This window comes from Pseudomonas sp. Marseille-Q5117 (assembly GCF_946901175.1).
Lineage (GTDB): Bacteria > Pseudomonadota > Gammaproteobacteria > Pseudomonadales > Pseudomonadaceae > Aquipseudomonas > Aquipseudomonas iranensis.
On record NZ_CAMPPP010000008.1, the window covers coordinates 205,789 to 224,414 of the forward strand.

At 61.3% G+C, this 18,626-nt stretch carries 20 protein-coding genes; 11 read left to right on the forward strand and 9 right to left on the reverse strand.

The window, feature by feature from the left end; all coding sequences use genetic code 11:
* The first annotated feature begins 40 nt into the window (after nt 1-40).
* The 10 genes from OC605_RS15410 (at nt 41) to OC605_RS15455 (ending at nt 6,802) form a co-directional block, all read left to right on the forward strand.
* Nucleotides 41-796, forward strand: a complete 756-nt coding sequence (locus tag OC605_RS15410; protein ID WP_122611635.1) for a heme ABC transporter permease — start codon at nt 41-43, stop codon at nt 794-796.
* Nucleotides 793-969 (forward strand): heme exporter protein CcmD, encoded by a 177-nt coding sequence (ccmD, locus tag OC605_RS15415; protein ID WP_016771045.1) that lies wholly within the window; start codon nt 793-795, stop codon nt 967-969. The genes OC605_RS15410 and ccmD overlap by 4 nt, the downstream gene beginning before the upstream one ends.
* Nucleotides 966-1,421 carry a cytochrome c maturation protein CcmE gene (ccmE, locus tag OC605_RS15420; protein ID WP_016771044.1) on the forward strand — a complete coding sequence of 152 codons (456 nt, stop codon included), beginning with the start codon at nt 966-968 and terminating at the stop codon, nt 1,419-1,421. Before ccmD ends, ccmE begins: the two co-directional genes overlap by 4 nt.
* A gap of 3 nt (nt 1,422-1,424) precedes the next feature.
* Nucleotides 1,425-3,413 carry a heme lyase CcmF/NrfE family subunit gene (locus OC605_RS15425; protein WP_262137984.1) on the forward strand — a complete coding sequence of 663 codons (1,989 nt, stop codon included), beginning with the start codon at nt 1,425-1,427 and terminating at the stop codon, nt 3,411-3,413.
* On the forward strand, nt 3,410-3,946 hold the full coding sequence (locus OC605_RS15430) for a DsbE family thiol:disulfide interchange protein (protein WP_262137986.1): 537 nt from the start codon (nt 3,410-3,412) through the stop codon (nt 3,944-3,946). The genes OC605_RS15425 and OC605_RS15430 overlap by 4 nt, the downstream gene beginning before the upstream one ends.
* Nucleotides 3,943-4,413: a cytochrome c-type biogenesis protein gene (locus tag OC605_RS15435; RefSeq protein WP_016771041.1), complete on the forward strand. Its 471-nt coding sequence runs from the start codon at nt 3,943-3,945 to the stop codon at nt 4,411-4,413. The genes OC605_RS15430 and OC605_RS15435 overlap by 4 nt, the downstream gene beginning before the upstream one ends.
* On the forward strand, nt 4,410-5,609 hold the full coding sequence (gene ccmI / locus OC605_RS15440) for a c-type cytochrome biogenesis protein CcmI (RefSeq protein ID WP_262137989.1): 1,200 nt from the start codon (nt 4,410-4,412) through the stop codon (nt 5,607-5,609). The genes OC605_RS15435 and ccmI overlap by 4 nt, the downstream gene beginning before the upstream one ends.
* 25 nt (nt 5,610-5,634) lie before the next feature.
* Nucleotides 5,635-6,039: a hypothetical protein gene (locus tag OC605_RS15445; protein ID WP_073472737.1), complete on the forward strand. Its 405-nt coding sequence runs from the start codon at nt 5,635-5,637 to the stop codon at nt 6,037-6,039.
* A gap of 146 nt (nt 6,040-6,185) precedes the next feature.
* A complete protein-coding gene (locus OC605_RS15450) occupies nt 6,186-6,398 on the forward strand; it encodes a type II toxin-antitoxin system HicA family toxin (protein ID WP_130887162.1) in 213 nt (70 codons plus the stop codon).
* Nucleotides 6,398-6,802 (forward strand): type II toxin-antitoxin system HicB family antitoxin, encoded by a 405-nt coding sequence (locus OC605_RS15455; protein WP_016771035.1) that lies wholly within the window; start codon nt 6,398-6,400, stop codon nt 6,800-6,802. The genes OC605_RS15450 and OC605_RS15455 overlap by 1 nt, the downstream gene beginning before the upstream one ends.
* Before the next feature lie 112 nt (nt 6,803-6,914).
* On the opposite strand, the gene OC605_RS15460 is transcribed toward OC605_RS15455, so the two are convergent.
* From OC605_RS15460 to gcl, 9 genes are all read right to left on the reverse strand, one after another.
* Nucleotides 6,915-8,114, reverse strand: coding sequence for an MFS transporter (locus tag OC605_RS15460; protein WP_262137992.1), 1,200 nt, complete (start codon nt 8,112-8,114; stop codon nt 6,915-6,917).
* 168 nt (nt 8,115-8,282) lie between these two features.
* Complete coding sequence (locus OC605_RS15465) at nt 8,283-9,281, reverse strand: sulfate ABC transporter substrate-binding protein (RefSeq protein ID WP_016771033.1); 999 nt, start codon at nt 9,279-9,281, stop codon at nt 8,283-8,285.
* 103 nt (nt 9,282-9,384) lie between these two features.
* Complete coding sequence (locus OC605_RS15470) at nt 9,385-10,209, reverse strand: ion transporter (RefSeq protein ID WP_186565946.1); 825 nt, start codon at nt 10,207-10,209, stop codon at nt 9,385-9,387.
* Between the two features lie 21 nt (nt 10,210-10,230).
* Entirely contained in the window at nt 10,231-11,145 is a 915-nt protein-coding gene (locus OC605_RS15475) for an urea transporter (RefSeq protein WP_262137994.1), read from the reverse strand.
* A gap of 151 nt (nt 11,146-11,296) precedes the next feature.
* Complete coding sequence (pyk, locus tag OC605_RS15480; RefSeq protein ID WP_133340666.1) at nt 11,297-12,712, reverse strand: pyruvate kinase; 1,416 nt, start codon at nt 12,710-12,712, stop codon at nt 11,297-11,299.
* A complete protein-coding gene (locus OC605_RS15485; RefSeq protein ID WP_262137996.1) occupies nt 12,709-13,983 on the reverse strand; it encodes a glycerate kinase in 1,275 nt (424 codons plus the stop codon). The genes pyk and OC605_RS15485 overlap by 4 nt, the downstream gene beginning before the upstream one ends.
* A gap of 154 nt (nt 13,984-14,137) precedes the next feature.
* The gene (locus tag OC605_RS15490) at nt 14,138-15,031 is read right to left on the reverse strand and encodes a 2-hydroxy-3-oxopropionate reductase (RefSeq protein ID WP_056783869.1); all 894 of its coding nucleotides are present in this window, start codon (nt 15,029-15,031) and stop codon (nt 14,138-14,140) included.
* 100 nt (nt 15,032-15,131) lie between these two features.
* Nucleotides 15,132-15,914: a hydroxypyruvate isomerase gene (hyi, locus tag OC605_RS15495; RefSeq protein ID WP_122691603.1), complete on the reverse strand. Its 783-nt coding sequence runs from the start codon at nt 15,912-15,914 to the stop codon at nt 15,132-15,134.
* A gap of 209 nt (nt 15,915-16,123) precedes the next feature.
* Nucleotides 16,124-17,899: a glyoxylate carboligase gene (gcl, locus tag OC605_RS15500; protein WP_262138000.1), complete on the reverse strand. Its 1,776-nt coding sequence runs from the start codon at nt 17,897-17,899 to the stop codon at nt 16,124-16,126.
* A gap of 268 nt (nt 17,900-18,167) precedes the next feature.
* Here gcl and OC605_RS15505 point away from each other — a divergent pair, with 268 nt between their 5' ends.
* Nucleotides 18,168-18,608: a GlcG/HbpS family heme-binding protein gene (locus OC605_RS15505; RefSeq protein WP_130927505.1), complete on the forward strand. Its 441-nt coding sequence runs from the start codon at nt 18,168-18,170 to the stop codon at nt 18,606-18,608.
* Nucleotides 18,609-18,626: the final 18 nt, after the last annotated feature.

Genomic DNA, 18,626 nt, shown 5'->3' on the forward strand with positions numbered 1-18,626 from the left:
CCAGCTCGCGATGATGAGCGGCAACCGTGATGGAAACAGTATGAACTGGACCTGGTTTCACAAGCTCGGCTCGCCCAAGTGGTTCTACGGCATCAGCGGCAAGTTCCTGCCGTGGTTGAGCATTGCAGCGTTGCTGCTGATCGGCGTTGGCGTGGTCTGGGGCCTGGCCTTCGCGCCGCCGGATTACCAGCAAGGCAACAGCTTCCGCATCATCTATATCCACGTACCTGCAGCGATGCTCGCCCAGTCGATCTACGTGATGCTCGCGGTGTGCGGTGTGGTCGGGCTGGTGTGGAAGATGAAACTGGCCGATGTCGCCCTGCAATGCGCCGCACCGATCGGTGCGTGGATGACCGCCGTGGCGCTGGTTACCGGGGCCATCTGGGGCAAACCGACCTGGGGCTCGTGGTGGGTGTGGGATGCGCGCCTGACCTCAATGTTGATTCTGCTGTTTCTGTATTTCGGCGTGATCGCGCTGGGCAATGCCATCAGCAACCGCGACAGCGCCGCCAAGGCCTGCGCGGTGCTGGCGATAGTTGGCGTGATCAACATTCCGATCATCAAATACTCGGTGGAGTGGTGGAACACCCTGCACCAGGGCGCGACGTTCACCCTCACGGAAAAACCGGCGATGCCCGCGGAAATGTGGCTGCCGCTGCTGCTGACGGTGCTGGGTTTCTACTGCTTCTTCGGCGCCGTGCTGTTGCTGCGCATGCGTCTTGAAGTGCTCAAGCGCGAAGCCCGCGCCAGTTGGGTGAAGACTGAAGTGCAGCAGAGTCTGGAGGCGGTGCGATGAGTTTTGCTTCATTCGGCGATTTTCTCGCCATGGGCCATCACGGCCTGTATGTCTGGTCGGCCTACGGCATCTGTCTGGCGGTGCTGGCCCTCAACGTGGTGGCGCCGATTGCGGCGCGCAAGCGTTATCTGCAACAAGAGGCGCGTCGTCTGCGTCGGGAGAACGGCAAGTGAATGCGCTGCGCAAAAAACGTCTGATCATCATTCTGGCGATTCTGGTCGGAGTGGGCGCTGCTGTCGGCCTGGCCCTGAGCGCGTTGCAGGAAAACATCAATCTGTTTTACACACCGACGCAGATCGCCAACGGCGAAGCGCCGCAGGACACGCGCATCCGCGCCGGCGGCATGGTCGAGGCCGGTTCGCTGCAACGCTCCAAGGATTCGCTGGACGTCAAATTCGTCGTCACCGATTTCAACAAATCCGTGACCATCGCCTATCGCGGCATCCTCCCGGATCTGTTCCGCGAAGGGCAGGGCATTGTCGCCCTCGGCAAGCTCAACGCTGATGGCGTGGTGGTCGCCGATGAAGTGCTGGCCAAGCATGACGAGAAATACATGCCGCCGGAAGTGACCAAAGCGCTGAAGGACAGCGGTCAATCCGCACCGACGCCTGTGAAGGAGGGTTGATCAATGGCCGCCGCACTGTTTATTCCTGAGCTGGGCCATCTGGCGATGATCCTCGCGCTGTGTTTTGCACTGGTCCAAGCGCTGGTGCCGATGCTCGGCGCGTGGCGCGGTGACCGCTTGTGGATGAGCCTGGCGCAACCGGCGGCGTGGGGCCAGTTTGCCTTTCTGCTGTTTGCCTTTGGCTGCTTGATCTACGCGTTCATGACCGACGATTTTTCGGTCGGCTACGTGGCGATGAATTCCAACAGCGCGCTGCCCTGGTACTACAAATTCAGCGCGGTGTGGGGCGCCCACGAAGGTTCCCTGCTGCTGTGGGCGTTGATCCTCGGCGGCTGGACCTTCGCCGTGTCGGTGTTCTCCCGGCAGTTGCCGCAAGTCATGCTCGCCCGCGTCCTGGCGGTGATGGGCATGATCAGCACCGGTTTCCTGCTGTTCCTGATTCTTACCTCGAACCCGTTTTCGCGGATCCTGCCACAGATTCCGGCGGACGGTCGCGACCTTAACCCGTTGCTGCAAGACATTGGCCTGATCGTGCATCCGCCGATGCTGTACATGGGCTACGTCGGTTTCTCTGTGGCCTTCGCATTTGCCATCGCCGCGCTGCTCGGCGGCCGTCTCGATGCGGCATGGGCGCGCTGGTCGCGGCCATGGACCATCGTCGCCTGGGCCTTCCTCGGTATCGGCATCACCCTCGGTTCGTGGTGGGCGTATTACGAACTCGGCTGGGGCGGCTGGTGGTTCTGGGACCCGGTGGAAAACGCCTCGTTCATGCCATGGCTGGTCGGCACCGCGTTGATTCACTCGCTGGCGGTCACCGAGAAACGCGGCGTGTTCAAGAGCTGGACGGTGTTGCTGGCGATTGCCGCTTTTTCGTTGAGCCTGCTCGGCACCTTCCTCGTACGCTCGGGCGTGCTGACTTCGGTGCATGCCTTCGCTTCGGATCCCGAGCGCGGTGTGTTCATCCTGATTTTCCTGCTGTTCGTGGTCGGCGGTTCGTTGACGCTGTTTGCGCTGCGTGCGCCGGTGGTGAAAAGTCAGGTTGGCTTCAACCTGTGGTCGCGGGAAACCTTGCTGCTGGGCAACAACCTGGTGCTGGTCGTGGCCGCGTCGATGATCCTGCTTGGCACGTTGTATCCGCTGATTCTTGATGCCATCAGCGGCGCCAAGCTGTCGGTCGGCCCGCCGTACTTCAATGCGCTGTTCATCCCGTTGATGGCGTTGCTGATGCTGGTGATGGCGATCGGTGTGATCGTGCGCTGGAAGGACACGCCAGTGAAATGGCTGGCGAGCATGCTCACTCCGGTGCTGCTCGGCAGCGTCGCATTGGCCGTGGTGGCCGGCGTGGCGTACGGCGATTTCAACTGGGCAGTGATCGCGACGTTCCTGCTGGCGGCGTGGGTGTTGCTCGCCGGCGTGCGCGATCTGTTCGACAAGACCCGGCACAAAGGCCTGATCAAAGGTTTGCCGACGCTGACCCGCAGTTATTGGGGCATGCAGATCGCCCACCTCGGCATCGCCGTGTGCGCGCTGGGCGTGGTGTTGTCGAGCCAGAACAGTGCCGAGCGCGACCTGCGTCTGGCGCCGGGCGAGTCGATGGACCTGGCCGGCTATCAATTCGTCTTCGAAGGCGCCAAGCATTTCGAAGGGCCGAATTTCACCTCGGACAAAGGCACCATCCGCGTCATTCGTGACGGCCAGGAAATCAGCGTGCTGCACCCGGAAAAACGTCTGTACACCGTGCAGAACTCGGTGATGACCGAAGCCGGCATCGATGCCGGTTTCACCCGCGATCTTTACGTCGCCCTCGGCGAGCCGCTGGATAACGGCGCCTGGGCCGTGCGCGTACACGTCAAACCGTTCGTGCGCTGGATCTGGTTCGGCGGCTTGCTCACCGGATTGGGTGGTTTGCTGGCGGCGCTGGATCGGCGTTATCGGGTCAAGGTGAAAAGCAAAGTGCGCGAAGCGCTGGGCATGACGGGAGCGGCGGCATGAGGCGTTGGTTGATGTTGTTACCGCTGGCGATTTTTCTGCTGGTGGCAGTGTTTCTTTATCGTGGGCTGTATCTGGACCCGGCGGAGCTGCCGTCGGCGATGATCGACAAGCCGTTCCCCGAGTTTTCCCTGCCGAGTGTGCAGGGTGACAAGACGCTGACCAAGGCCGACATTCTCGGCAAACCGGCGCTGGTCAATGTCTGGGGCACCTGGTGCATTTCCTGCCGGGTCGAGCACCCGGTGCTGAACAAACTCGCCGAGCGCGGCGTGGTGATCTACGGCATCAACTACAAGGACACCAATGCCGACGCCTTGAAGTGGCTGGCCGAGTTCCAGAATCCGTATGCGCTGGATATTCGTGACGACGAGGGTTCGCTGGGCTTGAATCTTGGTGTCTACGGCGCGCCGGAAACCTTCTTCATCGACGCCAAAGGCATCATCCGCGACAAGTTCGTCGGGGTGATCGACGAGCAGGTCTGGCGCGAAAAACTCGCGGCCAAGTATCAGGCGCTGGTCGATGAGGCCAAGCCATGAAGCGTTTTCTCGCAGCCGTGGTGTTGGGCTTGAGCCTGGCCGGTGTCGCCCACGCGGCCATCGACACCTACGAATTTGCCAAAGAGGGCGACCGCGAGCGTTTCCGCGAACTGACCAAGGAACTGCGCTGCCCCAAATGCCAGAACCAGGACATTGCCGACTCCAACGCACCCATCGCCGCCGACCTGCGCAAGGAGATTTTCCGCATGCTCGGCGAGGGCAAGGACAATCAGCAGATCATCGACTTCATGGTCGATCGCTACGGTGATTTCGTCCGCTACAAACCGGCGCTCAATGCCAAGACCGCGCTGCTGTGGTTCGGCCCGGCCGGGCTGCTGCTCGGTGGTTTCGTGGTGATCGCGCTGATCGTGCGCAGGCGTCGCGGGCAGCGTGCCGAAACGCCGTCATCGCTGTCTGCAGAAGAACGTCAGCGTCTCGACCAACTGTTGGATAAAAACCAAGAATGATTGATTTCTGGCTCGCCGCAGGGCTGTTGCTTCTGGTCGCCCTGAGTTTTCTGCTGATCCCGGTGCTGCGCGAACGCCGCGCCCAGCGGGAAGAAGATCGCACCGCGTTGAACGTCGCGCTGTACCAGGAACGGGTGGCCGAGCTGCAAGCGCAGCAGGCCGAGGGCGTGCTCGACGCCGCGCAACTGGACAGCGGCCGCGCGGAAGCTGCGCGTGAACTGCTCGCCGACACCGAAGGCGCCGCCGCGCCGCGTGTCTCCCGTCTGGGTAAACCGTTGCCGCTGCTGGCCGCCGTGCTGGTACCGGTGCTGGGCCTCGGTCTGTACCTGCATTTCGGCGCCGCCGACAAGGTCGAACTGACCCGCGAATTCGCTCAGGCACCGCAGTCGATGGAAGAGATGACCCAGCGTCTGGAACGTGCGGTCGCCGCACAACCGGATTCCGCTGAAGGTCTGTATTTCCTCGGCCGTACCTACATGGCTCAGGACCGCCCGGCAGACGCGGCGAAGATGTTCGAACGCGCCGCCAACCTCGCTGGTCGCCAGCCGGAGCTGCTCGGCCAATGGGCGCAGGCGCAGTATTTTGCTGACGGTAAAAAGTGGTCGGAGCAGATTCAGAAACTGACCGACGAAGCGCTGAAGGCTGATCCGAAAGAAGTCACCAGCCTCGGCCTGCTCGGCATCGCCGCGTTCGAAGGTGAGCGTTATCAGGAGGCCATCGACTACTGGAATCGCCTGCTCGCGCAACTGCCGCCGGATGACAACTCTCGCGCTGCGCTGCAAGGCGGCATCGAACGTGCCGCCGAACGCCTGAAAGCCAGCGGCGGCAAGGTTGCCCAGGCGCCGGCGCCGAAAGCTGCGTTACTGAAAGTCAGCGTGGATCTGGCCAGCGAACTCAAAGGCAAGGTGCAACCGGGCGACAGCGTGTTCATCTTCGCCCGCGCCACATCAGGCCCACCGGCGCCGCTGGCGGCCAAACGCCTGACCGTGGCTGACCTGCCAGTGACCGTCGAACTGGGCGATGCCGACGCGATGATGCCGCAGTTGAAACTGTCCAACTTCCCTGAAGTCCAACTGGTTGCGCGCATCTCACGGGCCGGTCAACCGACCTCCGGTGAGTGGATCGGTCGTAGCGGCCCACTGGCCAGCAGCACCACCGCGCCACAAAAACTGACTATCGACAGCCCGGACAAATAACCGGATCCAACAGGAAAGCACCGCCATGCACACCATCGCCCGCATCACAGTCCTCACACTGGCCCTGGGCTTGAGTGCATGTGCGGTACAACGCCCGGAACCGACCACCAGCCTGCCGCCGATCCCGCCGTCTCAGCCAAGCCCAACCCCGTCGACCTCGCCGACCCCCGGCAAAAGCATCCCGGCCAAACCCGCCAAGCCCGTGCCCCGCACCTCGGCCAGCTTCGCCCCACCACCGGGCGGCAACAGCCACTGGGATCAGAAACTCGGCGTCTACGTCCTCGACGATCAGACCAACACCTTCTACCGCCAGCGCACCTACTACCGCTGGAACAACGGCTGGAGCCGCTCGGTCAGCCCCAACGGCCCGTGGGAAGACACCAACATCCACGGCGTCCCGCCGGGGTTGGGGAAGAAGTTCGGGCAGTAAGAGAAACGGCGATCCTGGGATCGCCGTTTTTTTTACCGTTTGAATCACACCTTGTAAAACTACCAACCATCACCCCGTCCCATTCTGTGCTTGAGTAAAGATAACTCTAGAGTTACTTTTGATGGGCCAGGCCAAGGAGGCGGTTGGTGCAGAGCAGGCTATTGATGAAGGAGCTGGAGGAGGCGGACTGGACGCTGGATCGGGTTGCGGGCAGTCATCACATCTTCACTCATCGTTACAACCCGAACACGATTGCCGTCCCGCATCCGAAAAAGGATTTACCGCTGGGGACAGTCAAAAGCATTCGGCGGCGCGCGGGGTTATTCAGCCCGCCAACCCGTCATGAAGGAGATCCGTAATGCAATATCCCATCTGCATCGAGTGGGGTGACGAGAACACTGCCATCGGCATTCAGATCCCCGATATTCCCGGCGCAGTCACGGCCGGGGACAGCTTTGAGGAGGCCTACAACGCGGCCGTGGAAGTGGCTCACCTCATGCTGCAGGAGATCGCGGCGGCCGGTCAGGCGATTCCGATGCCGACCTCGGCAGCGGCGCATCGCAATCATCCGGATTTTGCCGAGATGGGCTGGGGCATGCTGGAGCTGGATATCTCGCCGTACCTGGGCAAGACCGAAAAGGTCAACGTTACGCTGCCCGGCTATGTCATTCAGCGTATTGATCGCTATGTACGCGAGCACAACGTCAAAAGCCGCTCCTCGTTTCTGGCGGATGCGGCGATGGAGAAACTGGTTCGGTATTGAGGGTTTGCGCAATTGTGGGAGCGAGCCTGCTCGCGAAGGCGTCAGGTCAGGCACTGATCTGTGGCTGACACACCGCCTTCGCGAGCAGGCTCGCTCCCACTATGACATCGCGTCAGGACGCGACTTTTCGCTGCGCCAGCGCAGCGTTTTGCGATGCACTCAAAAACCGCAGCAACGCCAACAGCGGAAAGACGCTGCCGACAATCACGATCCACAACCAGCCGCCATGCTCGTACACCGCGCTGGCCACCGACGAGCCGAAGGCGCCGCCGATGAAGATGCTGGTCATGTACAGCGCGTTCAAACGACCCCGACTTTTCGCGTCCAGCGAGTACACCGCGCGTTGGCCGAGGACCATGTTCATCTGTACGCAGAAGTCCAGCACCACGCCGGTAACGGCCAGGCCGATGACGCTGTAGGCCGGGTGGATGAGGGCGGGCAGGAAACTCAGGCTGGCGAAGAGCATGGCCAGCAGCGAGGCGATGCGTGTGTGGCCGGCATCAGCGAGGCGGCCGCTGATTGGCGCCGCGATGGCACCGATCGCGCCGACAAGGGCGAAGATCGCGATCTCGCTTTGCGACAGGCCATGGTTGCGTGCCAGCTCCAGCGGCACGGCGGTCCAGAACAGGCTGAACGTGGCAAACATGCAACCCTGGTAAAACGCCCGCTGACGCAGCACCGGTTGCTGGCGCAGCAGTGTCCACAGCGAACCGATCAACTGGCCATAAGTAGCGCTGTGATCCGGCTGGCGCTTGGGCACGGTCAGCGCCAGCACCACGCTGATAGTCGCCATCAACGCAGCGGCGATCATGAACATGGCGCGCCAGCCGAGGTGATCGGCGACCACACTCGACACCGGTCGCGCCAACAGAATGCCCAGCAGCAAACCGCCCATGATCCCGCCGACCACGCGGCCACGAGATTCTTCTGGCGCCAGATGCGCCGCCAGCGGAATCAGGATCTGCACCGACACCGAGCTGAAACCGACCAGCAGCGAGATCAGCAGGAACACGTTCGGCTGCTCGGTAAACGCTGCGCCCAGCAGACTGGCAATCGCCACGACCGTGGTGATGATCATCAGCCGCCGGTTCTCCAGCAGATCCCCCAATGGCACCAGAAAGAACAGGCCCAACGCATAGCCGATCTGCGTCAGCGAGACGATGAAACTGGCCATGGTGTCGGAGAGGCCGATGTCCGGCGCGATCAGGCCGATGATCGGCTGTGCGTAGTAGATGTTGGCAACGATGGCGCCGCAGCAGAACGCGAACAGCAGGACCATGCCTCGGGTCATTGCGTGAGGAGTGGTGGTCATAGGGAATCTCGGGTCGGGCACAGGAAAGGGCTGAGGCTAATGGACAACGTGGACTGGCAGAAGACGTTTTCGGATGATAACTGTTATTACGCCGTGTAATGACCGGTATTGCCACGCAACAAAAAGGCGACCTCGGTGGGTCGCCTTTTGATTTTTTCAGATCAAGCCTTACTGCCCGCTATAAATCTGATCAAACACGCCACCATCATTGAAGTGGGTTTTCTGCACCGTGCGCCAGTCTCCAAAGGTCTTCTCCACCGAAAGGAAATCGACTTTCGGGAAACGGTCGGTGTACTTCGCCAGCACCGCCGGGTCACGCGGGCGCAGGTAGTTGGCCGCCGCAATTTCCTGTCCTTCCGGCGACCACAGGTACTTCAGATACTCATCAGCCGCAGCGCGCGAGCCTTTCTTGTCGACGACTTTATCGACCACCGAAACCGGTGGCTCGGCTTCTGCGGAGACGCTTGGGTAGATCACTTCGAACTGATCGCGACCGAACTCGCGAGCGATCATTTCCGCTTCGTTTTCAAAGGTCACCAGCACGTCGCCGATCTGGTTGGTCATGAACGTGGTGGTGGCGGCGCGGCCACCGGTGTCGAGTACCGGCGCCTGCTTGAACAGCTTGCCGACGAAGTCCTTGGCCTTGTTCTCGTCGCCGCCGTTTTTCAGCACATAGCCCCAGGCTGACAGGTAGGTGTAGCGGCCATTACCGGAAGTTTTCGGGTTCGGCACGATCACCTGTACGCCGTCCTTGAGCAGATCCGGCCAGTCTTTCAAGGCCTTCGGGTTGCCCTTGCGGACGATGAACACCGTCGCCGAGGTAAACGGCGCGCTGTTGTTCGGCAGGCGCGTGACCCAATTGTCCGGGACCAGTTTGCCGTTGTCGGCGAGGGCGTTGATGTCGGTGGCCATGTTCATGGTAATGACGTCAGCCGGCAGGCCGTCGATCACCGAACGCGCCTGCTTGCTCGAGCCGCCGAAGGACATCTGCACGGTGATGTTTTCGTTGTGCTCGGCTTGCCAGTGCTTCTGGAACGCAGTGTTGTAGTCCTTGTAGAAATCGCGCATCACGTCGTAGGAAACGTTGAGCAGCGTCGGTGCTGCCTGGGCAATGTTGGCCAAGGCCAGGCCGGCGGCGAGAAGTGAGGCGCCAAAGAGTTTTTTCACTGCGCATTCCTTGTTCTGTGGGGTGTCGTGTCAAAAATGAGGCGATTTGCCAGCGACTATAGCGGGCCTCGCATAGTCGCTTAAAGATTAAAAAGCTCTGTGCTTATTCCACTTTCTTGAACAGCTGACTGCCGCAGCGCGAACAGAACGCTGCGCTCTGCTCGTGGGACTTTTTCTGGCAGCTCGGGCAGTCATGTTGCAGCTGTTCGCCGCGCATGGCGTTGGCCAGCTCAGCGGTGAAAATCCCTGTGGGCACGGCGATGATCGAATAACCGGTGATCATCACCAGCGAGGAAATCACCTGGCCCAGCGGCGTCTTCGGCACGATGTCGCCGAAGCCCACAGTGGTCAAGGTCACGATCGCCCAATAGATGCCCTTGGGAATACTGGTGAAACCATGTTCCGGGCCTTCGATCACGTACATCAGCGTGCCAAACACCGTTACCAGCGTGCATACGCTGACCAGAAACACGACGATTTTCTGCTTGCTGCCGCGCAGCGCCGACATCAGATAGTTGGCTTGCTTGAGATACGGGCTGAGCTTGAGCACGCGGAAAATCCGCAGCATCCGAATGATGCGGATGATCAGCAGATACTGCGCATCGCTGTAGTACAGCGCGAGGATGCCCGGCACGATCGCCAGCAGATCCACCAGGCCATAAAAGCTGAAGGCATAGCGCAGCGGCTTGGGTGAGCAGTACAGACGCAGGATGTACTCGCCGAGGAAAATCGCCGTGAAGCCCCACTCGATATAGGCCAGAACGTCGGCGTAATTACGATGAATGCTGTCGATACTGTCGAGCATCACGATCACCAGGCTGGCGAGGATGATCACCAGCAGGATGCCGTCGAAGCGACGCCCGGCCGGGGTGTCGCTCTGGAAGATCATGACGTAAAGCCGTTCGCGCCAATTGTTGCTGCTGTCCATGGATAACGCCTGAATCGAAGATCAGCGCAGCCTAGGGTGATTCTCCTCGTGAGCGCAAGACTCATGCGCGAGCGAAGCTTTGCCAAGCATTTGAATGCCAGCCCGGATCAACCAGCAGGCGAGGATGAACGGCGCGGTCAGAGTCGCCAATCCAAGGGCGGCAAACAGTGGCGTCACCAGCAACGCCAGGACAATGGCGAGCAGCGGCAGCCACGGATTTTGTCGCTGAGCGCTGAAGGCAAGGGCGGCGAGTACGGCGTTGTAGCCACCGAGTCCGAGCAGTGCGGCGGACGTTTCGTGGTGCAGCAGACTCGAGCCGAGGCCGATCGCCGACGCCAGCAGCGCCCAGCAGAACGCGCGGCGATCGGCGAGCAGCAAACCGCTGGCGATCAACGCCCCGGCCAATGGATGGTCGAGGAACATCACCTGGCCGAATCCGCGCAGTTCAGCGGCGAGCAGATTTGTCGTGCTCAGGTCGACCAATGCCATCGGCGCGGACGGCTCGGCGAACATCAGCAGCACCCAGCTGAGCGCCACGAACGGCGAGGTATACGCCGGTATGGCGCGACTGCGGTACACGTGTTTGAGCCATTGCTGAGTGAGCATCGCGCTCAAGCCGCCCGCTGCAAGAATCAACGGCGGCAGCAGTGGCGACCAAGGGAAATACAGGCTCAGCAGCAGGCCGAGCAGCACGCCGTTGTAGCTGAACAACCCGGCCTGGCGATCGGCCTTGGCGTAGTTGCGCCGCTGCGCGGTGAGCAGACCGGCAACGCCACCAAGCAGCGCCCCGGCGAACAGCACCGGCGCGGTCAGCAGAATCGCCAACAGACACAGCAGGCCGCACAGCGGATGACGCTGAAAGAAAATCTGACTGAAACCGTTGAGCAAAGCCTCGGCCCAGTCGGGGCAGTGGGTGTTGAAATGATTGGCAGGCATGGCAGTTCTGAAAGTCAGGGAAACCGGGTTACTGATCGTTCCCACGCTCCGCGTGGGAATGCAGCCCGGGACGCTCCGCGTCCCAAGAGCAGACGCAGAGCGTCCATTGAGGCGTTCCCACGCAGAGCGTGGGAACGATCATGGTGGGGCGTTAGATCAACGTCTCGATGCGCAGCGAATTGGTCGACCCCGGCTGCCCGAACGGCACGCCAGCGGTGATCAGCAACGTGTCGCCACGCTCGGCCATGCCTTGCGCCTGAGCAATCTCCAGTGCGGTCGAGCAGACTTCGTCGACCTGACGCAGGCGATCGTTGACCACCGAATGAATGCCCCACGCCACGCTCAAGCGCCGCGCGGTTTGCAGGTTCGGCGTCAGATTGAGGATCGGCGCTTTTGGCCGCTCGCGCGATGCGCGCAACGTCGAGGCGCCGGACTCGCTGTAATTGACCAGCACCGCCACCGGCAGCACGTTGCTGATCCGGCGGATCGCACAACTGATCGCATCGGAAACCGTCGCCTCGGCTTTCGGTCGGCTGACGTCGAGCTGGGTCTGATAATCCGGGCCGTTCTCAACCTGACGGATGATCTTGCTCATCATCTGCACGGCTTCCAGCGGGTATTCGCCGGACGCGGTTTCCGCCGAGAGCATCACCGCATCGGCGCCTTCGGCCACGGCGTTGGCGACGTCGGTGACTTCGGCGCGGGTCGGGGCAGGGGAGAAGCGCATCGACTCGAGCATTTGCGTCGCCACCACCACCGGCTTGCCCAGCGCACGGCAGGTGGTGATGATGTTTTTCTGAATCTGCGGCACGCTTTCCGCCGGCACTTCAACACCAAGGTCACCGCGAGCGACCATGATCGCGTCGCTCAACTCAGCAATCTCACGCAGTTGCTCGACCGCCGAAGGTTTCTCGATTTTCGCCATCAGAAACGCCTTGTCGCCGATCAATGCGCGGGCTTCGACAATGTCCTGCGGGCGCTGTACGAACGACAGCGCGACCCAGTCCACACCCAATTCCAGGCCGAAGCTCAGATCGCGGCGATCCTTGGCGGTCAGCGGGCTCAGGTCGAGCACCGCTTGCGGCACGTTCACACCTTTGCGATCAGACAGTTCGCCGCCGTTGAGCACGGTGGTGTCGATCGCATCGGCGTACTTGGTGACCACGCGCAGGCGCAGTTTGCCGTCGTCGAGCAGCAGATCCATGCCGGCTTCCAGCGCAGCAATGATCTCCGGATGCGGCAGGTTGACCCGGCGCTCATCGCCCGCTGTCGCATCGAGATCGAGGCGGAACGCCTGACCGCGATGCAACTGCACCTTGCCGTCAGCGAACTTGCCGACGCGCAGTTTCGGCCCCTGCAGATCCATCAGAATGCCCAGTGGGTAGTTGAGCTGACGCTCGACTTCGCGGATCCACTGATAGCGCTTGGCATGGTCGGCGTGATCGCCGTGGCTGAAGTTCAGGCGGAAGATGTTGACCCCGGCCTCGACCAGCTCGCGGATGTCGTCGATACCGTCGACGGCAGGGCCGAGGGTGGCGAGGATTTTGACCTTTTTATCAGGCGTCATGATTTGCAGTTCTCAAGGATCAGAATGGCGCGGAAGTCGTTGACGTTAGTGCGGGTCGGCTCGGTGACGATCAGCGCATCGAGCGCCTGGAAATAGCCGTAGCCGTTGTTGTTGTCCAGCTCGTCGCTGGCGCTCAGACCCAGTGCGGCGGCGCGGGCGTAGCTGTCCGGAGTCATGATTGCGCCGGCGTTGTCTTCCGAGCCGTCGATGCCATCGGTGTCGCCGGCCAGCGCGTAGACGCCGGGCTGGCCCTTGAGGCTGTCGGTCAGGCTGAGGAGGAATTCGGCGTTGCGTCCGCCACGGCCATTGCCGCGCACGGTTACCGTTGTTTCACCGCCGGAGAGAATCACGCAGGGCGCCGCCAGTGGCTGGCCGTGGTGGATGATCTGTCGGGCGATGCCGGCGTGGACTTTCGCCACTTCACGGGATTCGCCTTCCAGGTCGCCGAGAATCAAGGTGCTGAAACCGGCCTGACGGCATTTCACCGCCGCCGCGTCCAGCGATTGCTGTGGGCGGGCGATCAACTGGAAATGACTGCGCGTCAGGCTTGGGTCGCCGGGTTTGACCGTCTCTGATTCCGGACTTTGCAGCCAAGTACGCACGGAGGCGGGAATGTCGATGCCGTAGCGCTTGATGATCGCCAGCGCCTCGGCCGAAGTGCTCGGATCGGCCACGGTCGGGCCAGACGCCATGACGGTGGCGAGGTCGCCCGGCACATCGGAAATCGCGTAGGTGTAAACCGTCGCCGGCCAGCAGGCCTTGCCGAGGCGGCCGCCCTTGATCGCCGAGAGGTGCTTGCGCACGCAGTTCATCTCGCCGATGGTCGCGCCGGATTTGAGCAGGGCCTTGTTGATCGACTGCTTGTCGGCAAGGGTGATGCCTTCGGCTGGCAGGGCGAGCAGGGCAGAGCCGCCGCCGGAGAGCAGGAAGATCACGCGGTCGTCTTCAGTCAGGTTGCTGACCAGCTCCAGCACGCGTTTGGCCACGGCCAGACCGGCCGCATCCGGCACCGGGTGTGCGGCTTCGACCACTTCGATTTTTTCGCACGGAGCGCCGTGGCCGTAGCGGGTCACCACCAGGCCGGTGACTTCACCCTCCCAGCAACGCTCGACCACTTGCGCCATGGCAGCAGCGGCTTTGCCGGCACCGATGACGATCACCCGCCCCGTGCGGTCAGCAGGCAAATGGGCTTCGAGGACTTGGTTCGGATGGGCCGCGTCGATGGCTGTGGCAAACAGCTCGCGCAGCAGTTGTTGCGGATCGACCGACATGGCGGGCTCCCGGAATTCTTGTTATTCGAAAGGGCAACTCGGAACCCTTGTGGGAGCGAGCCTGCTCGCGAACGCGGTATGTCAGCCAACATGGATGTTGAATGTGAAGCCGCTTTCGCGAGCAGGCTCGCTCCCACAGGGTTTTGTGCAGGCTTTATTTTTTGTCGCGAATCGAGAAATTGGCCATGTGCTCAAGGCCCTTGATCAGCGCCGAGTGGTCCCAGTTGCTGCCACCGATGGCCGCGCAGGTGCTGAATACCTGCTGGGCATTGGCGGTGTTCGGCAGGTTGATGTTCAGTTCCTTGGCGCCTTGCAGGGCCAGGTTCAGGTCCTTCTGATGCAGGCTGATGCGGAAGCCCGGGTCGAAGGTGCCCTTGATCATGCGCTCGCCATGCACTTCGAGGATCTTCGAAGAAGCGAAACCGCCCATCAGCGCTTCACGCACCTTGGCCGGATCGGCACCGTTTTTCGAGGCGAACAGCAGGGCTTCGGCAACGGCCTGGATGTTCAGCGCGACGATGATCTGGTTCGCCACTTTGGCGGTCTGGCCGTCGCCATTGCCGCCGACCAGGGTGATGTTCTTGCCCATGGCCTGGAACAGCGGCAGGGCGCGCTCGAAGGCATCGGCGTCGCCACCGACCATGATGCTCAGGGTGGCGGCCTTGGCACCGACTTCACCGCCGGACACTGGCGCGTCAAGGTATTGCGCGCCTTTCTCGTTGATCTTGGCGGCGAAGGCTTTGGTGGCTGTCGGTGAAATCGAGCTCATGTCGATGACCACTTTGCCTTTACCGATACCGGCGGCAACACCGTCGGCGCGGAACAGCACGTCGTCGACTTGCGGGGTATCCGGAACCATGACGATGATAAATTCGGCTTCCTGCGCCACTTCACGCGGGTTGGCCAGGGCGACGGCGCCAGCGGCGACCAGATCGGCCGGGGCCGCGTCGTGGTGTTGCGACAGGAACAGGCTGTGACCGGCTTTCTGCAGGTTCGCCGCCATTGGGTGGCCCATGATGCCGGTGCCGATGAATCCGATTTTAGCCATGAGAAAATCCTCTTGTTTTTGTCGTGCTCAAGCAAATAGGGGAGCTACTTTTCATGTGGGAGCGAGCAGGCTCGCTCCCACAGGGGATTTGCTGTGTTTCTTAGATTGCGTTATGGGTTTTCAACCAACCCAGGCCCGCTTCGGTGGTGGTCAGCGGTTTGTACTCGCAACCGACCCAACCCTGATAGCCGATGCGATCAAGGTGTTCGAACAGGAAGCGGTAGTTGATCTCACCAGTGCCCGGCTCGTTACGCCCCGGGTTGTCCGCGAGCTGCACATGGTTGATCTCGCCCAGGTGCGATTGCAGGGTGCGGGCCAGATCGCCTTCCATGATTTGCATGTGGTAGATGTCGTATTGCAGGAACAGATTGGCGCTGCCGACCTGCTCGCGAATCGACAGGGCTTGCGCCGTGTTGTTCAGGTAGAAACCGGGAATGTCGCGGGTGTTGATCGCTTCCATCACCAGTTTGATGCCCACCGCTTGCAGCTTGTCGGCGGCATATTTAAGGTTGGCAACGAAGGTCTTCTCCACGGTGGCATCGTCAACGCCTTGCGGGCGAATACCGGCCAGGCAGTTGACCTGGGTGTTGCCCAGCACTTGTGCGTAAGCGATCGCCAGATCGACCCCGGCGCGGAACTCTTCGACTCGATCCGGCAGGCAGGCAATACCGCGCTCGCCCTTGGCCCAGTCACCGGCCGGCAGGTTGAACAGCACTTGGGTCAGCCCGTTGGCCTCGAGTTTTGCCTTGATTTCAGCCGAGCTGAAGTCGTACGGGAACAGGTATTCCACGCCACTGAAACCGGCCTTGGCGGCGGCGTCGAAACGGGCAAGGAAATCCTGTTCGGTGAACAGCATGGACAGGTTGGCTGCGAAACGCGGCATGGTGGTCTCCCGTAAATCTTGTGAGGTCCCCTGTGGGAGCGAGCTGTGGCGAGGGGATTTATCCCCGTTCGGCTGCGAAGCAGTCGTAAACCATTGTATGCGGTGTACCTGATACGCCGCGGTTTCAGGTTTTGAGGCCGCTTCGCGCCCTAACGGGGATAAATCCCCTCACCACACAGGCTCGCTCCCACAGGGAGAGCAGTCAGCAGTTAATCCAACATCGAAATCGCCGTCGGCGCGTCATTGCCGACCAGTGCCAGGTCTTCGAACTCGTTGACCGCGTTGATCTCGGTACCCATGGAGATGTTGGTCACACGCTCCAGAATGATCTCGACGATCACCGGCACCTTGAACTCTTCGATCATCTGTTCGGCCTTGCGCAGGGCAGGGGCGATTTCCGACGGTTCGAACACACGCAGCGCCTTGCAGCCAAGGCCCTCGGCGACTGCGATGTGGTCAACCCCGTAACCGTTGAGTTCCGGCGCATTCAGGTTATCGAAGGACAGCTGCACGCAGTAGTCCATTTCGAACCCGCGCTGGGCCTGACGGATCAGGCCCAGGTACGAGTTGTTCACCACTACGTGGATGTACGGCAGTTTGAACTGAGCGCCGACCGCCAGTTCTTCGATCATGAACTGGAAATCATAGTCCCCCGACAGGGCCACGACTTTGCGGTTCGGATCGGCCTTCACCACGCCCAGCGCCGCCGGAATGGTCCAGCCCAACGGGCCGGCCTGACCGCAGTTGATCCAGTGACGCGGCTTGTAGACGTGCAGGAACTGCGCGCCGGCAATCTGCGACAGACCAATGGTGCTGACGTAGCAGGTGTCCTTGCCGAACACCTGGTTCATTTCTTCGTAAACGCGCTGCGGCTTGACCGGCACGTTGTCGAAGTGGGTCTTGCGATGCAGGCTGGCCTTGCGCTGCTGGCAATCCTGCAGCCAGGCGCTGCGGTTCTTCAGCTTGCCGGCGGCTTGCCATTCACGGGCGACTTCGATGAACGCGGTCAGCGCTGCGGCGGCGTCGGAAACGATGCCCAGATCCGGCGTGAACACGCGGCCGATCTGCGTGCCTTCGATGTCGACGTGAATGAACTTGCGACCTTCGGTGTAGACGTCAACCGAACCGGTGTGGCGGTTGGCCCAACGGTTACCAATGCCCAGCACCACGTCGGATTTGAGCATCGTCGCGTTGCCGTAACGGTGCGAAGTCTGCAGACCGACCATGCCGACCATCAGCGGGTGGTCGTCAGGGATGGTGCCCCAGCCCATCAGGGTCGGGATGACCGGGATGCCGGTCAGCTCAGCGAATTCAACCAGCAGATCGCTGGCGTCGGCGTTGATGATGCCGCCACCTGCGACCAGCAATGGACGCTCGGCCTGATCCAGCAGTGCCAGAGCCTTCTCGACCTGTACGCGAGTTGCGGTCGGTTTGGCCAATGGCAGCGGTTGGTAAGCGTCGATGTCGAATTCGATCTCGGCCATCTGCACGTCGAACGGCAGATCGATCAGCACCGGGCCTGGACGGCCGGAGCGCATTTCATAAAAGGCTTTCTGGAACGCGTAAGGCACTTGGCCCGGCTCCAGAACGGTGGTCGCCCACTTGGTCACTGGCTTGACGATGCTGGTGATGTCGACAGCCTGGAAGTCTTCCTTGTGCATACGGGCGCGGGGTGCTTGCCCTGTGATGCAGAGGATTGGAATCGAGTCGGCCGAGGCGCTGTAGAGCCCGGTGACCATGTCGGTACCGGCCGGGCCGGACGTGCCGATGCACACGCCGATGTTGCCGGCCTTGGTGCGGGTGTAGCCCTCGGCCATGTGCGAGGCGCCTTCAACGTGGCGAGCAAGGACGTGATCGATGCCACCGACCTTCTGCAAGGCGGAGTACAGCGGGTTGATCGCTGCGCCCGGGATGCCAAAAGCGGTATCAACCCCTTCGCGGCGCATCACCAGAACGGCGGCTTCGATTGATCTCATTTTGCTCATGGTTTTGTGCCTCTTTACGTTTTGTAATTGTATACAAGTGGCTTTGCGCAGAGTGTATTCACGGCGGACGGCGCAGGTCAATCCATTTTCTCAAGCGCCTGTTTCATTCGTCGGAAGCCCGATGTGCTGTGGCTTTTCGTCGCATGTAGCGCTTTTCGAGAATTATTGTATACAAAAAAATAACTCATTGTGTTCTATTTGTGACATCGGACTGCGGCACAAACGCGCAGTCCCACGACTTTCCCTATAACAAAATGAGGACGGCACCATGAGCGCTTTAACCTTGAAAGTCGCAGTCAACCTGGTCAGCGAAGCCATCAACGCAGGACGCGGCATCAACGCCGCACCGCTGACCATCGCGGTACTCGATACCGGTGGCCACTTGATCGCCCTGCAACGCGAAGACGGCGCCAGCCTGCTGCGCCCCGACATCGCCATCGGCAAGGCCTGGGGCGCCATCGCCTTGGGTAAAGGCTCCCGCCTGCTCGCCCAGGACGCCCAACAACGCCCGGCGTTTTTTTCTTCGTTGAACAGCATGGGGCAGGGCAGCGTAGTGCCGGCACCGGGTGGCGTATTGATTCGCAACCAGGCCGGCGAAGTGCTCGGCGCGATCGGGATCAGTGGGGATTTGTCGGATGTGGATGAGCAGGTGGCGATCAGAGCGGTGGAGGCGCTGGATTTGCGGGCGGATGGCGGGGTGGCTGTTTGAATGTCAGTGTCTGAATAA

Bases quoted from the DNA above. Each gene is read 5' to 3' on its own strand.
- OC605_RS15410 (WP_122611635.1), top strand. From the start codon at position 41: ATGAACTGGACCTGGTTTCACAAGCTCGGCTCGCCCAAGTGGTTCTAC.
- ccmD (WP_016771045.1), top strand. From the start codon at position 793: ATGAGTTTTGCTTCATTCGGCGATTTTCTCGCCATGGGCCATCACGGC.
- OC605_RS15425 (WP_262137984.1), top strand. From the start codon at position 1,425: ATGGCCGCCGCACTGTTTATTCCTGAGCTGGGCCATCTGGCGATGATC.
- OC605_RS15430 (WP_262137986.1), top strand. From the start codon at position 3,410: ATGAGGCGTTGGTTGATGTTGTTACCGCTGGCGATTTTTCTGCTGGTG.
- OC605_RS15435 (WP_016771041.1), top strand. From the start codon at position 3,943: ATGAAGCGTTTTCTCGCAGCCGTGGTGTTGGGCTTGAGCCTGGCCGGT.
- ccmI (WP_262137989.1), top strand. From the start codon at position 4,410: ATGATTGATTTCTGGCTCGCCGCAGGGCTGTTGCTTCTGGTCGCCCTG.
- OC605_RS15445 (WP_073472737.1), top strand. From the start codon at position 5,635: ATGCACACCATCGCCCGCATCACAGTCCTCACACTGGCCCTGGGCTTG.
- OC605_RS15455 (WP_016771035.1), top strand. From the start codon at position 6,398: ATGCAATATCCCATCTGCATCGAGTGGGGTGACGAGAACACTGCCATC.
- OC605_RS15460 (WP_262137992.1), bottom strand. From the start codon at position 8,114: ATGACCACCACTCCTCACGCAATGACCCGAGGCATGGTCCTGCTGTTC.
- OC605_RS15470 (WP_186565946.1), bottom strand. From the start codon at position 10,209: ATGGACAGCAGCAACAATTGGCGCGAACGGCTTTACGTCATGATCTTC.
- OC605_RS15475 (WP_262137994.1), bottom strand. From the start codon at position 11,145: ATGCCTGCCAATCATTTCAACACCCACTGCCCCGACTGGGCCGAGGCT.
- pyk (WP_133340666.1), bottom strand. From the start codon at position 12,712: ATGACGCCTGATAAAAAGGTCAAAATCCTCGCCACCCTCGGCCCTGCC.
- OC605_RS15485 (WP_262137996.1), bottom strand. From the start codon at position 13,983: ATGTCGGTCGATCCGCAACAACTGCTGCGCGAGCTGTTTGCCACAGCC.
- OC605_RS15490 (WP_056783869.1), bottom strand. From the start codon at position 15,031: ATGGCTAAAATCGGATTCATCGGCACCGGCATCATGGGCCACCCAATG.
- hyi (WP_122691603.1), bottom strand. From the start codon at position 15,914: ATGCCGCGTTTCGCAGCCAACCTGTCCATGCTGTTCACCGAACAGGAT.
- gcl (WP_262138000.1), bottom strand. From the start codon at position 17,899: ATGAGCAAAATGAGATCAATCGAAGCCGCCGTTCTGGTGATGCGCCGC.
- OC605_RS15505 (WP_130927505.1), top strand. From the start codon at position 18,168: ATGAGCGCTTTAACCTTGAAAGTCGCAGTCAACCTGGTCAGCGAAGCC.